This is a genomic window from Pseudomonas sp. S2_A02 (assembly GCF_054668495.1).
On the sequence record NZ_CP162776.1, the window covers coordinates 5,094,704 to 5,108,443 of the forward strand.

13 protein-coding genes are annotated in these 13,740 nt (G+C 60.3%); 9 read left to right on the top strand and 4 right to left on the bottom strand.

Going from position 1 to position 13,740, the window contains the following annotated elements; genetic code table 11:
• Window positions 1-27: 27 nt before the first annotated feature.
• Window positions 28-642: an NAD(P)-dependent oxidoreductase gene (locus AB4O41_RS23315; protein ID WP_460144851.1), complete on the top strand. Its 615-nt coding sequence runs from the start codon at window positions 28-30 to the stop codon at window positions 640-642.
• A gap of 135 nt (window positions 643-777) precedes the next feature.
• On the opposite strand, the gene AB4O41_RS23320 is transcribed toward AB4O41_RS23315, so the two are convergent.
• Window positions 778-1,659, bottom strand: coding sequence for a LysR substrate-binding domain-containing protein (locus AB4O41_RS23320; RefSeq protein WP_460144852.1), 882 nt, complete (start codon window positions 1,657-1,659; stop codon window positions 778-780).
• Between the two features lie 158 nt (window positions 1,660-1,817).
• Between AB4O41_RS23320 and AB4O41_RS23325 the strand changes: the two genes are divergently transcribed.
• The 6 genes from AB4O41_RS23325 (at window position 1,818) to AB4O41_RS23350 (ending at window position 9,250) form a co-directional block, all read left to right on the top strand.
• Window positions 1,818-3,455 carry a 5-guanidino-2-oxopentanoate decarboxylase gene (locus AB4O41_RS23325; RefSeq protein ID WP_460144853.1) on the top strand — a complete coding sequence of 546 codons (1,638 nt, stop codon included), beginning with the start codon at window positions 1,818-1,820 and terminating at the stop codon, window positions 3,453-3,455.
• Window positions 3,452-4,912, top strand: coding sequence for an aldehyde dehydrogenase family protein (locus tag AB4O41_RS23330; RefSeq protein WP_460144854.1), 1,461 nt, complete (start codon window positions 3,452-3,454; stop codon window positions 4,910-4,912). Before AB4O41_RS23325 ends, AB4O41_RS23330 begins: the two co-directional genes overlap by 4 nt.
• Window positions 4,913-5,130: 218 nt before the next feature.
• The gene (locus AB4O41_RS23335) at window positions 5,131-6,234 is read left to right on the top strand and encodes an ABC transporter substrate-binding protein (protein WP_008010017.1); all 1,104 of its coding nucleotides are present in this window, start codon (window positions 5,131-5,133) and stop codon (window positions 6,232-6,234) included.
• A gap of 193 nt (window positions 6,235-6,427) precedes the next feature.
• Window positions 6,428-7,336, top strand: a complete 909-nt coding sequence (locus tag AB4O41_RS23340; protein WP_030128156.1) for an ABC transporter permease — start codon at window positions 6,428-6,430, stop codon at window positions 7,334-7,336.
• A complete protein-coding gene (locus AB4O41_RS23345) occupies window positions 7,333-8,181 on the top strand; it encodes an ABC transporter permease (RefSeq protein ID WP_460144855.1) in 849 nt (282 codons plus the stop codon). Before AB4O41_RS23340 ends, AB4O41_RS23345 begins: the two co-directional genes overlap by 4 nt.
• Before the next feature lie 13 nt (window positions 8,182-8,194).
• Window positions 8,195-9,250 carry an ABC transporter ATP-binding protein gene (locus AB4O41_RS23350; protein ID WP_460144856.1) on the top strand — a complete coding sequence of 352 codons (1,056 nt, stop codon included), beginning with the start codon at window positions 8,195-8,197 and terminating at the stop codon, window positions 9,248-9,250.
• 153 nt (window positions 9,251-9,403) lie between these two features.
• On the opposite strand, the gene AB4O41_RS23355 is transcribed toward AB4O41_RS23350, so the two are convergent.
• The gene (locus AB4O41_RS23355; RefSeq protein WP_460144857.1) at window positions 9,404-10,333 is read right to left on the bottom strand and encodes an AraC family transcriptional regulator; all 930 of its coding nucleotides are present in this window, start codon (window positions 10,331-10,333) and stop codon (window positions 9,404-9,406) included.
• 425 nt (window positions 10,334-10,758) lie between these two features.
• On the opposite strand from AB4O41_RS23355, the gene AB4O41_RS23360 reads away from it, so the two are divergent.
• On the top strand, window positions 10,759-11,112 hold the full coding sequence (locus AB4O41_RS23360) for a putative quinol monooxygenase (protein ID WP_447793880.1): 354 nt from the start codon (window positions 10,759-10,761) through the stop codon (window positions 11,110-11,112).
• 41 nt (window positions 11,113-11,153) lie between these two features.
• Window positions 11,154-11,384 (top strand): hypothetical protein, encoded by a 231-nt coding sequence (locus tag AB4O41_RS23365; protein WP_007938844.1) that lies wholly within the window; start codon window positions 11,154-11,156, stop codon window positions 11,382-11,384.
• On the opposite strand, the gene AB4O41_RS23370 is transcribed toward AB4O41_RS23365, so the two are convergent.
• Window positions 11,385-12,014, bottom strand: a complete 630-nt coding sequence (locus AB4O41_RS23370; protein WP_460144858.1) for a flavin reductase family protein — start codon at window positions 12,012-12,014, stop codon at window positions 11,385-11,387.
• A 238-nt stretch (window positions 12,015-12,252) separates the two neighbouring features.
• Window positions 12,253-13,572, bottom strand: coding sequence for an MFS transporter (locus tag AB4O41_RS23375; RefSeq protein WP_460144859.1), 1,320 nt, complete (start codon window positions 13,570-13,572; stop codon window positions 12,253-12,255).
• Window positions 13,573-13,740 lie beyond the last annotated feature (168 nt).

Below are 13,740 nucleotides of genomic sequence, written 5' to 3' on the forward strand. Positions count from 1 at the left end.
TACACCCAAGCCAACTGGAGAAATTTCATGAGCAATATCGCAATCATCGGTGCCACCGGTCGTGCCGGTAGCCAACTGTTGGAAGAAGCCCTGCGTCGCGGTCACAGCGTCACTGCCATCGCCCGCGACACCTCGAAAATCGCCCCGCGTGCCGGGGTCGTGAGCAAAAACGTGGACGTGCTCGACGCTGCTGCATTGCAAGCCGCCGTGGCCGGGCATGATGCGGTGATCAGCGCTGCGCACTTCTCCACCATCCCTGCCAGCGCGGTCATCGAACCGGTGAAGAAGGCCGGGGTCAAGCGTCTGCTGGTGGTCGGCGGTGCCGGTTCGCTGTTGCTGCCGGATGGCTCACGGGTGATCGACAGCGAAGGCTTTCCGGAGGAATACAAAGCCGAGGCCAGCGCTGGTGCCGCGTTCCTGAATGCCTTGCGTCAGGAGAAGGACCTGGACTGGACCTTCCTGTCGCCGTCGGCGGAATTCGTCGAAGGTGAGCGCACGAGCACGTTTCGGGTCGGCAAGGATGACTTGCTGGTGAGTGCCGAAGGCCGCAGTTGGATTACCTTTGCTGACTTCGCGATTGCGCTGATCGATGAAGTGGAAACGCCGAAGCATTCCCGTCAGCGGTTTACTGTCGGGTATTGAGTTCACTGATCTGATCGTTCCCACGCTCTGCGTGGGAAGGCAGCCCGGGACGCTCCGCGTCCCTTCCAAAGCCGAACGCGGAGCGTCCGTTGAGGCATTCCCACGCAGAGCGTGGGAACGATCTATGAGCATCTCTTAGCGGCTTTGCGCCTGTTCCACTAACCACCCCATCAATTCGCGCAACTTCGGTGAAGGCGCAGGTTTCTCGGGGAACACCAGGTAATACGCCAACCCGGTTTTCACCTTCAAATCAAAAGGCATGACCAGCCGTCCGGCACTCAGGTCATCGCCGATCAACGACCAATCGCCAATGGCTACACCTGTCCCTTGGGACGCCATCGACATCGCCAGGTCCAGGGTTTCGAAATGCTGACCTTTGCCGACATTGCTCAGCCGAATATCCGCAGCCTTCAGCCAGGCGTTCCAGTCCCGTTCATCGCGGGTGGGGTGCAGCAACAAGTGCTGTTGCAGGTCGGCCGGTGTTTGCAAAGCCATCGGCCCTTCAAGCATCGGTCTGGAACACACGGGCGTCAGTTGCTCATCGAACAGATGCTGGCAGGCCAGTGAACTGTCCGGCGGCGCGCCATACATCACCGCCGCATCGAACTGCTCACGATGGAAATCCACGCCGTGTTTCACCGTGGTGGTCAATTCCACCGGTACATCCGGTCGTTCCCTTTGCCACTGCAACAGGCGCGGCAACAGCCAGCGCATCACGCAGGTCGGCGCCTTGAGTTGCAGGGTTTCGCGCTTCTCGCCGATCTGCTCCACGGCCTCGTCGATCAGGCCAAAAATCTGCTGCACCCGTGGCAGCCATTCCCGTCCTTCGGCGGTCAGGCTCAAGCCCCGCGCCTGGCGAATGAACAGCTCATAACCCAGATGATCTTCCAGCCCGGCGATCTGCCGGCTCACCGCGCCTTGGGTGATGTGCAGCTGTTCGGCGGCCCGGGTGAAGTTGCAGCACTGCGCGGTGATCAGAAAAGTGTGCAGTGCCGGCAGGGGAGGCAATCGTTTCATGGGGACCCAAGGTATGACGTGAGGACATGGCTAGTATGACTTTTTATCCATTGTTGCGGCTACGTGTCGCCCGTTCCAATGAGGCCATCCCTGGACCTGCCAACCCATCATAAACACTGCGCAGGCCGGCGTCTCAAACGAACAAAAAGGGCAAAGACATGGCGACGTGCGGCGAAGTATTGGTCAAGTTACTCGAAGATTACGGGGTCGAGCAGGTGTTCGGCATTCCCGGGGTGCACACCGTGGAGCTGTATCGCGGGCTGGCCCGTTCGAGCATCAACCACGTCACTCCGCGTCACGAACAGGGCGCCGGTTTCATGGCCGACGGTTATGCGCGCACCAGCGGCAAGCCGGGCGTGTGCTTCATCATCACCGGCCCTGGCATGACCAACATCACCACCGCCATGGGCCAGGCTTACGCCGACTCGATCCCGATGCTGGTGATTTCCAGCGTGCAATCGCGCAGTCAATTGGGCGGCGGGCGCGGCAAGTTGCATGAGTTGCCGAACCAGAGCGCACTGGTCGGCGGCGTGGCGGCGTTCTCCCACACCTTGATGTCGGCGGCTGAATTGCCGGGCGTGTTGGCCCGCGCCTTCGCGCTGTTCCAGGCTGGCCGTCCACGTCCGGTGCACATCGAAATCCCGTTGGACATATTGGTCGAAGAGGCCGATGGCTTGCTCGCCAGCGTGCCGGTGAACATTGATCGCGCCGGTGCTTCGCCAAGCGCGATCAGCCGCATGAGCGACTTGCTTGCCGGTGCCAAGCGCCCATTGATTCTCGCCGGTGGCGGCGCCATCAATGCGTCGGCCGAGCTGACCGAACTGGCGGAACTACTGGACGCGCCAGTAGCCCTGACCATCAATGCCAAAGGCATGCTCGAATCCAGTCACCCGCTGCTGATTGGCTCGACCCAAAGCCTGGTAGCCACTCGCGCGCTGGTCGCCGAGGCCGATGTGGTGCTGGCCATCGGCACCGAATTGGCCGAAACCGATTACGACGTCACCTTCGCCGGCGGCTTCGACATTCCCGGCGTGTTGCTGCGCGTGGACATCGACCCCGACCAGACCGTACGTAATTATCCGCCGAAAGTCGCGTTGGTGGCCGACTCGCGCAACGCCGCCCAGGCCTTGCTGAGTGCGCTCTCCCACCAGTCGCTGGCCGAGCGCCGCAACGATTGGGGCCAGGTGCGTGCCGCGCGTTTACGCGATGAACTGGCCGTAACCTGGGACGCCCCGACGCTGACCCAGACTCGCTTCCTGGAAACCGTTTTGCACGAATTGCCGAACGCGGTGTTCGTCGGCGATTCGACCCAACCGGTGTACACCGGCAACCTCACGTTCAACCCGGAACGCCCGCGCCGCTGGTTCAACTCGTCCACCGGTTACGGCACTCTCGGTTACGCCTTGCCGGCAGCGATTGGTGCCTGGCTTGGTGGCAGCTTCGAAGGCGGCGCACGCCCTCCGGTGGTGTGCCTGATCGGCGACGGCGGTCTGCAATTCACCCTGCCGGAACTGGCCAGTGCGGTGGAAGCACGCACCCCGGTAATCGTCCTGCTGTGGAATAACCAGGGCTACGAAGAGATCAAGAAATACATGGTCAACCGCGACATCGAGCCGGTTGGCGTGGACATCTACACCCCGGACTTCATTGGTGTCGCCAAGGCGCTGGGTTGCGCGGCCGAGGCGGTCAACGGTGTCGAAGAACTGCGCAGTGCATTGCGTCTCGCCACCGATCGCCAGGGCCCGACCCTGATTGAAATCGATCAGGCCCAATGGATGAAGGCGGTGTCGAAATGAGTTCTTCTGCGACGTTTCCGACCACGCTTGATGGTCTGTACATCGACGGTCAATGGTCGGCCGGCAACGAACATCTGCGCGTGATCAACCCTGCGACGGAAGCACTGCTGACAACCGTTAACGGCGGCGATGAACGCGCTGTCGATCAGGCTGTTACGGCGGCGACTCATGCTTTCAAAGCGTGGTCGAAAACCACCGGCGCCGAACGCGGGGTGATCCTGCGCAGAATCGCCGCTGGCGTACACGCCGGTCGTGAGCAGTTGATGAAATTGCAGTCGAGCAACAACGGCAAACCGCTGTTTGAAGCGGCCATTGATGTCGACGATGTAATCGCCACGTTCGAGTATTACGCCGAGCTGGCCGAAGGCCTGGACGCGAAACAGGACAGCGTCGTGGCATTGCCGAGCGACGATTTCAGCGCCCGTTTGCGCCGCGAGCCATGCGGAGTGGTGGGGCTGATCGTGCCGTGGAATTTCCCGATGGTCACCACCGCCTGGAAACTCGCCCCGGCCCTGGCCGCCGGTTGCTGCGTGGTGCTTAAACCGTCTGAAGTGACACCGCTGCCGGAATTGGAACTGGCAACGATCATTGCCGAGGCGGGCCTGCCAAACGGTGTGTTCAATCTGGTCTGCGGCACCGGCTTGGCTGTTGGCGCGCCGCTGTCGGCTGATCCGCGCATCGCCAAGATTTCCTTCACCGGCAGCAACGCGGTGGGCGTGCAGGTGATGCAGCGGGCGGCAGAAACCGTGAAAGGTGTGAGCCTCGAACTGGGCGGCAAATCTTCGCTGCTGGTACTCGCCGATGCCGACATCGAGCTGGCCGTGGAAGTGGCCTGTGGCGGTGGTTTCTTCAACGCCGGGCAGATGTGTTCCGCCACCAGCCGCGTGCTGGTCGCCGATGAGCTGGCGGATAAATTTGTAGCACGATTGAAGGCCCGCGCCGAAGCCATTCGTGTGGCCGACCCGTTCAACCCCAACGTGGAAATGGGCGCACTGGTCAATCAGGCGCAATACCAACGTGTGCTGGGTCACATCGATCGCGGTTTGAGCGCTGGCGCGAAGTTGATCTGCGGCGGCAATCGTCCGGCGGATCTGCCACGCGGCTATTTTTTGCAGCCGACTATTTTCATCGACGCGCCCCTCGACAGTGCGTTGTGGTGCGAAGAGATTTTCGGCCCGGTGATCTGCGTGCGTAGTTTCACCTCTGAAGCCGAGGCAATTGCCTTGGCCAACGACAGCCAGTTTGGCTTGGTGGCCAGCGTGGTCACGCGCGACGCCGAAGCGGCCAATCGGGTTGCCAACGCTTTGCAGGCGGGGCTTGTGTGGATCAATGCGCCGCAAGTGATCTTCCCGCAAACCGCTTGGGGTGGCTACAAACAGAGCAGCATCGGTCGCGAATTGGGGCCGTGGGGCTTGCAGGCTTTCCAGGAAATCAAACACGTGATTCGGGCCGTCTGAAGGCACGAAAAAGGTGAGCGCATGCCTCGCGATGAGGCATGCGCCAGCGTCATGGCTTCAATGAGTTTTTATCGATAGTCAGGTGTTTTGCACGACCTCAGGATGAACCCGCTGGCATCGCCAAGGCCCATTGAAACCGGGGGCTTGAAGCTGATCTGGCCGCGCGGATGCAACGGTTGCGACCAACCTCATACTTAAAAAAACAAAGGGAGTCCTTCATGGGCGAGCACGATCTGAACAGACGTCAATTCATCAAAACCGTGGGCGTCGCGTCCGTGGCTGCGGCGGCCATGAGCATGCCGTTCATCAAGGCCAATGCCAGCGACACACGTTTCCAGGGCAAGACCCTGCGCCTGTTGACTTGGTCCGATGACACCGGCCTTGCAGCATTGCGCAATATCGCGGCAACCTTCGAAGCCAAGTACGGCTGCAAGGTCATCGCTGACCGCACCGGCAGCACCTCGGAAATGGTCGCCAAACTCAAGGCCGGCGGCGATCGTCCGCAGTACGACATCATCACTCTGGCCGGCGTCGGCGCTGAAGGTCTGGCCGCCGCCAACCTGCTGGAAAAACCCGATCTCAACCGCATCCCCAACCTGATCGACGTGCCGGAGCAATACCGCACTGGCGCCAACGGTCACGGCATCGGTTACCTGCTGTGGTGCAACAGCCTGGTCTATAGCACCCGCACCATCAAAGAAGCGCCAGACAGCTACGCCGCCCTGTGGGACGCGGAGCTGTCACCGAACATCTTCCTGCCGCCGCCGAACTGGACCGAGGCCATGGACCTGATCATCATCGCCGCCAAACTGGCTGGTGGTGACGAACACAACATCGAGCCAGGCTTCAAGAAACTCGCCGAGCTGAAGGATCGCGTCGTGACCTTGGGCGAAAACCCGAACCAGATCGCCGAGCTGTTCCGCACCGGTTCGCTGGACATGGGTGGCTTGTACGCGCCGGCGTTTTTCCCGAAACAGATTCGCGATCCGGCCTACGGTCTGGGCGCCACCTTCGGCATGAAGGAAGGCTTCTACACCGACCTGATGCTGTCGGTGATGCCGAAGAATCGTCCGGGCGATACCGACCTGGCCTACGCCTTCATCAACCACTCTCTGGACCCGCTGGTACAGGGCAAGATGGCCGAAGACATCTACAACGGCCCGGTCAACGCCAAGGCAATCATCTCCGCCGAAGCACGCAAGAGCCCGTACATCCTCACGCCGGAGCAGATTGCCGAGAAGGCGATCATGCATGACAACGCCTTCCTGGCCACCGTGCATGACCAATGGATTCGTCGTTACACGGAAATCTTTTCTTCCTGATCGAGTGGCGAATACAGGATCTTCAAACCACTGAAGATCCCTGTGGGAGCGGGCTTGCCCGCGATGACGGCCTCCCTGTCGACAACGATGTGACTGACAGATTGCTATCGCGGGCAAGCCCGCTCCCACAGGGGCCAATGTGGTTTCAAGTCTTGTGTTTGTCAGCTGCTTTCCATTGACGAGACCCTTTGCTATGGAACACCAACCTCTGACCCATCCGGTAAGCGCCGCACCCGTGCGCATCAATCGGGGTGTCTCACCGACGGCGCGTGCCTGGCTTTTCCTCTCGCCGTCGATGCTGTTTCTCGGCGTGCTGATTGCCGCCAGCCTGCTGGTGCTGCGCATGAGCGTCGGTACCAAAGGCGCGGAGTGGACCGGGTTCAGCCTGGCCAGTTACGCCCAATTGCTGGAACCCTATTACCTCAAATCGTTGCTGCTGACGTTGCGCCTGGCGCTGATCAGCGCGGTGATCGCGGTGCTGCTGGCGATCCCGGTGGCTTACACCATGTCACGACTGACCTCACCGTTTGTGCGGCGGATCTTCCTCGCGGCGGTGCTGCTGCCCTTGCTGGTCAACCTGCTGCTGCAAAGCTACGGCTGGCTGGTGATTCTCGGCCCCGGCGGCATGCTCAATCAGGCGCTGATGGGCCTGGGCCTGATCAAGCGCCCGATCATGCTGCTGTACAACCAGAACGGCGTGTTGATGGGCCTGGTGCAAACCGCGTTCCCGTTGGCCGTGCTGCCGATTGCCAGCGCCATGCGCGGCGTTGCCCGCACTTACGAAGAAGCCGCTGCCACCCTCGGCGCCAGTCGCTTGCAGGTGTTTCGCCAGGTGGTGTTGCCGATGAGTTTGCCGGGGATCATCACCGGCGCGACATTGGTGTTCGCCTACAACGCCAGCAGTTTTGTGGTGCCGCTGCTGCTCGGTGGTCGACGCGTGCCGATGCTGGCGGTGATGGTGCATGACCAGATCGCTCCGCTGATGAACTGGCCCGCCGCGTCTGCTGCCGGTGTGGTGCTGATCGTTACCACCCTGGCGATCATGACCTTGTCCGAATACATCACTGGCCGTCGTCGGCGCATGCTGGAGGCTTCGCAATGAGCTCTGTGATCAAGAAGCGCCACTCGCTGCTGCCGGGCGATACCGGCAAGTTCGCCGGCATCCTGTCGGGTTTCATTTTGCTGCTGGCGGTGTTGCCGATTCTGACCATGATCGTCATGTCGTTCAGTGGTGCGTCGAACCTCGACTTCCCGCCCAGCAGTTATAGCCTGCAATGGTACAAGGCTGCCTGGAACACCTTCGTGTCACCAGACTCCAGCGACGTGCTGAGCCTCGGCAAAGCCATGACCACCAGTTTGATGGTGGCCTGCCTGACCATGGTTTTCGCCACGATTATCGCGGTGCCGGCAGCCTACGCCCTGACCCGTTGCGAGTTCCGCGGCAAGGCCGTGGCGCTGCAATTGATGTCGCTGCCGCTGGTGTTCCCTATGGTGGTGTTGGGCCTGGCCTTGCTGCTGGTGTTCGACAGCCTGCCGTTCCAGATCACCACCTCGCGGCTGGTAATTGCCCACGTGATTCTGGCGCTGCCGTTCGTGGTGAAAAACTGCACGGCGGCGATGCTCTCCATCGGCAGCGAAGTCGAGGAGGCCGCGCAAATGCTCGGCGCTTCACCGACTCGGGCGATTGTCGATGTGGTGGTGCCGCTGATGAAGTCAGGGATTCTGGCGGGCATGCTGCTGGCGTTCATCGTCTCGTTCAACGAATTCACCGTGACCTATTTCCTCTACACCATCGACGTCATGACCGTGCCGATCTGGATGTACAGCCGCACCGTGTCTTCGCTCGACCCAACCGTTTTCTCGTTTGCCGTGCTGATTGTGCTGATCGACTTCGTCCTCATTTGGGCGTTGGAGAAGCTAGTCGGTGAAGGTGGCGTTTCCTTTTGATTTGAGGTGCAACATGACTGGTCTGATTCTGGAAAACGTCGAGAAACATTACGGCTCGGCTTGCGCGGTAAAGGATGTGAACCTGCATTTGCCCGAGGGCAAACTGGTGTGTTTTCTCGGCCCTTCGGGCTGCGGCAAAACCACCTTGCTGCGGATGATTGCCGGGCTCGAAACCCTGACTGGTGGCGAGATTCGTCTGGACGGTGAAGACATCGGCCATACGCCGGCGCACCAGCGTAATTTCGGCATGGTGTTTCAATCGCTGGCGCTGTTTCCGCACATGACGGTGGGGGAGAACATCGCCTATCCGCTGAAACTGCGCGGGGTCAGCAAGGCTGATCAACAGGCGCGGGTAGTGGAGTTGCTGGAGCTGATTCAGCTGCAGGAAATGATTGATCGCCCGGTGGCGAAACTCTCTGGCGGGCAACGTCAGCGCGTGGCGATTGCCCGGGCGATTGCCTCGCGGCCGAAAATCCTGCTGCTCGACGAACCGCTGTCGGCGCTGGACGCCAAGTTGCGTGAATCGATGCAGGTGGAAATCCGTCAGCTGCAACAGCGTTTGAACATCACCACCATCATGGTCACCCACGACCAGCGCGAAGCCATGACCATGGCCGACATCGTGGTGGTGTTGGGTGAGCATCGGGTGCAGCAGGTGGGTACGCCGATTGAAATCTATCGGCATCCGGCCAATGAATTTGTCGCGGACTTTATCGGTTCGGGGAACATTTTTCCGGCCACGGTGTTGGGCAACGGCAAGGTCAGCTTGCCCGGTGGCGATGCGCTGCAAGTGCCAATCTGCAGCAGCATTGTGGTGGGGGAGAAGGTGAAAATGCTGATTCGCCCGGAAGACCTTCAACTGTCGCAACCCCAGGCCACGGCGGGGAATCGTCTGCTCGGGAACGTGACGTTTGTGCGGGATATCGGGGCGACGATTGAAACCACCGTCGAGTGTTCCGGAGTGTCGTTTACCGCGTTGAGCACGCCGTGTCAGGGGGTTGGGTTGAGCATTGGCAATCCGGTGTCGGTGACATTGCCGTCTGAGGCTTGCCGCGTACTAAGCGCCTGACTTTAGAGGAGGGTTGCCTTTGCCGACCCCTTCGCGAGCAAGCCCGCTCCCACAGGGGATTTGTGGTGGACACAAAATAAGTGAACACCGCAGATCCAATGTGGGAGCGGGCTTGCTCGCGAAGGCGTCAGTAGCAGCACAGAAAAAGTCGGATCAAACCGACAACCGCAACCGCGCCAAATCCCGGAGCGGCGGCGCCCCGAACAATCGGCTGTACTCCCGGCTGAATTGCGAAGGACTTTCATACCCCACCCGATAACCCGCCGCCGAAGCTTCCAGCCCTTCGGCCAGCATCAACCGCCGCGCCTCTTGCAGACGCAACTGCTTCTGATACTGCAGCGGACTCATCGCCGTCATCGCCTTGAACCGGTGATGCAATGTCGACACGCTCAGGTTCACTTCCCGCGCCAGATCATCGATGCGCAGCGGTTGTTCAAAGTTTCCGTTGAGCCATTTGATCGCCTGGCTGATGCGATGGCTCTGGCTGTTGGCAATGGCAATCTCATACAGCCGATGACCCTGCTGGCTGCGTAACAGCCGATACAGAATCTCCCGACGAATCAGCGGCGCCAGCATCGCGATGTCTTTCGGTGTGTCCAGCAAACGCGCCAGACGCAGCACGGCATCGAGCATTGCCGTGTCGATCTGCTCGACATACAGGCCGCGGCCAGTGGGCCGCGTGGGCACGCCGATGGGGCCGGCGTCGGCAATCAGCGCACTGATTTCCGCGGGGTCGATGTCCAGCCGTACGGCGAGGATCGGCTCCTCGGGCGAGACATTCACCACCCGCCCGCTCAACGGCATCGAGACCGACACCACCAGGTAATTCAGCGGGTCGTAATTGAAGTATTCGTCCGCCAGCCGTACTTCCTTGCGCCCCTGGGCCATGATGCACAGGGCCGGCTGCGCCAGCACCGGGGCGAAGTCGTGGTTCTGGCTGTGGCGCGACATGAACAGCGAACCTACGGCGGTGGCATAAGTGCCATCCTCCATCGTGTTACGGCGGATGAGGGCGGCCAGTTCCGCACGCTGTTTTTCCATGTCGGCATCCAGCGGGGCCTGAAGGTGATCGAGTGAAGGCATGCACGGCTTCCTCAGAGGAGGTGGAATGGTGCAGAGCATAAGTTTGTGCAAGCCGAGGCGGTAGACACATTCTGCGAAATGCTTGCCTGATTCTGCATGGGGTGGCTCTGCGCTCCAACGTTTGCCTGGCGCGTCTTTGCTTGCGTAGGAGCTGCCGCAGGCTGCGATCTTTTGACTTGGTCTTTCAAAATCAAAAGATCGCAGCCTACGGCAGCTCCTACTTGAGTTCAGCACACTTGCTCGAATCTCATATGACAGTGCCATGACCGTGGTTTACAGCTTGTTGCAGGTGGCGATGACGGCCGCGCAGGATTGTGCAACAAGCCGGCAGGAATCGACTAACGACGACCAGGGAGTGCCGCCTAATCTTGGATCCTGTCGCAGCCCGTCCCCGGCTGCCACTGGATGACCTGGGAGGGTTGAACATGTCTACGCAAATCCCCGTCAGTCATATGGCCTTCGTTCGCGCCCGTGCCGGGCGTTCGGCAGAACTCGGTGCGCGCCTGAGCGCCCTGATCGAGCCATCGCGCAACGCGCCCGGTTGCCTGAGCTTTGCCCTGCAGCACTCGCAATGCGATCCGGAGCTGTGGCTGGTGTCCGGTTTCTGGGACAACCAACAGGCCATGACCGCTTACTTCGGCAGCCCGGCGATGCAGATTTTTGCCGAGCTGGTGCAGGAGCTGGTGGTCAACAGCCTGGATTTCCATACCTTCAAGGATGTCTCGGCGGCTCAGGCCCTTGGTCAGTCCAAGGCAGCGGTACACAAACTCGCCGGTTGAGGGTTTAATGGCGCAATTCTCCATTAGCCAGGATCCGCGACATGGCACGCAAAGCCTTTGAACACTTCGAAGCCGTTTCAGCAGTAGTACCGGGCGAGGGCGGTTACCACGCCGCGATTGCCGTCAAAGCCCTCGGCGGTTCCGGTGCCCCGGTTTTTCACAAAGTGCTGGAAGGCCAGACCTTCAAGACCGCTCATGAAGCCGACGAGGCCGCGGCCAAAGAGCTGACCCGCCTCAAAGACGTTAAAGAAGACGCCGATCTGCTCTGGTAATTACTTGACCGCCCCCGGGCGGAACATTTTGAACAGTGCCTCTGGCCCCAGCTGAAAGTAATCCGCCGGCCCGCCGCCGCGCAGAATCGGTTCTGCCGCGGCGGTGTCGTACACCCCATCCTTCAACAGCCATTTGGCGATATGCACGGCGACCACTTCGCCGAGAATCAGCCAGCTCGGCACCACTTCCTTGTTTGCGCGCTGCAACTGAATGATCTGCGTGACCTTGCACTCGAAGGACACCGGACTTTCGGCAACCCGTGGTACCTGAATGATTTTCGACGCGGCGGTGGTCAGCCCGGACAGTTCGAATTCATTGACCTCAGGTCCGACCATGGCGCAGCTCTGGTTCATCTGCTCGGCCAGTGGTCGGGTCGCCAGGTTCCAGGCGAATTCGCCGGTCTGCTCGATGTTGTTCAGGCTGTCTTTGCGCCCGACACTGGAAAACCCAATGATCGGCGGAATGTAGTTGAAGGCGTTGAAGAAGCTGTAGGGCGCCAAGTTCAAGCGACCGTTGGCGTCCTGGGAGGAAATCCAGCCGATAGGACGTGGGCCGACGATGGCGTTGAACGGGTCATGCGGCAGGCCATGGCCATTGGTGGGTTCGTAGAAGTGGATGTCGTCGGGCATACAGTGAATTCCTGCGGTCTATCGGGAGGCGGTCATGGTGCAAGGACCGGAGACATATTTCCAGTCCATCCTCGATCACTGTGGGAGCGGGCTTGCCCGCGATAGCGGTTTTACAGTCAACACAGATGTTGAATGTTATGGCCTCATCGCGGGCAAGCCCGCTCCCACAAGGTTTTGTATGCTTCCCCAGAAACGACCAAGCCCGACCAAGGCCGGGCTGTGGTGTTGTGTTCAGGGATCAGTCCGTCTCGATCCGCGAATGCTTGCGGGTGTCTTTCATGGTCACGTACACCAGCAACGACACCGCGATGCACGCCGTGACATACCAGTAGTAACCGGTTTCCATGCCGATGCTCTTGAACCACAGCGCGATGTATTCAGCGGTGCCGCCGAAGATCGACACGGTCAGTGCGTACGGCAAACCAACACCCAACGCACGGATTTCGGTCGGGAACAGTTCGGCTTTAACCACCGCGTTGATCGAGGTGTAGCCGCTGACGATGATCAGTGCCGCCATGATCAGGAAGAACGCGCCCCACCAGGTCTGGACAGTGTGCAGTGTGGTCAGGATCGGCACGGTGAACAGCGTCCCGAGAATACCGAAGGCGATCAGGATTGGCCGACGCCCGACTTTATCCGACAGCCCGCCGATGATCGGTTGCAGGCACATGAACAGGAACAGCGTGGCCGCGGAAATCGTGGTGGAGTCGGAAATGCTCATGCCGACGGTGTTCACCAGGTATTTCTGCATGTACGTGGTGTAGGTGTAGAACGCCAGCGTGCCGCCCATGGTCAGGCCGACCACGGTCATCAGTTCTTTCGGATGACGCAGCAAGGTGCGCATCGCGCTTTCCTTGGCTTTCTCTTTCTTGGTGAACGACTCGGTTTCTTCCATGCCACGACGCAGGTAGAGCGCGACCACGGCACACAGCGCACCGATGGCGAACGGAATGCGCCAGCCCCAGGCATACAGCTGCTCGGTGGTCAGGGTCTGTTGCAGCACGATCAACACCGCCAGGGCGATGAGCTGGCCGGAGATCAGGGTCACGTACTGGAAACTGGAGTAAAAGCCGCGACGTTCCTTGGTCGCCATCTCACTGAGGTAAGTCGCCGAGGTGCCGTACTCACCCCCGACCGACAAACCTTGCAGCAGGCGGGCGAACACCAGCAGGATCGGCGCGCCGATGCCGATGGTTTCATAACCCGGGCTCAGGGCGATCAGCAGCGAGCCGAAGCACATCAGGTAAACCGAAGCCATCAACGCACGTTTGCGACCCGCCTTGTCGGCGTAGAGACCCATCAACCAGCCACCGATCGGGCGCATCAGGAAGCCCACGGCGAAGATCGCGGCGGTGTTGAGCAGTTGTGCGGTGGTGTCGCCTTTAGGGAAAAAGGCTTTGGCGAAGTACAGGGAGAAGGCGGCGTAGACGTACCAGTCGTACCACTCGACCATGTTGCCGACAGAGCCGCTGAAGATCGATTTGATCCGGCTAGCGGTGGTTCTTTCTTTAGCCGGCGCAGCAGCCGACCCAAGAGGCAAGGCGTTGGAGTTATCCATTGAAGGATCCTTCATTTAATTGTTTTTGTGGAGCGCGTTAAAACGCAGCCTGCTAGAGCTATAGCAGGAGCTGTGCCAAGGAAAGGAGGGCCGGTTTAGAGGGGGGAGCGGGTTTTATTGAGCGGAAATCCGCTTATGGAATTGGGGTTGGCAAGCGGAAATCCGCCG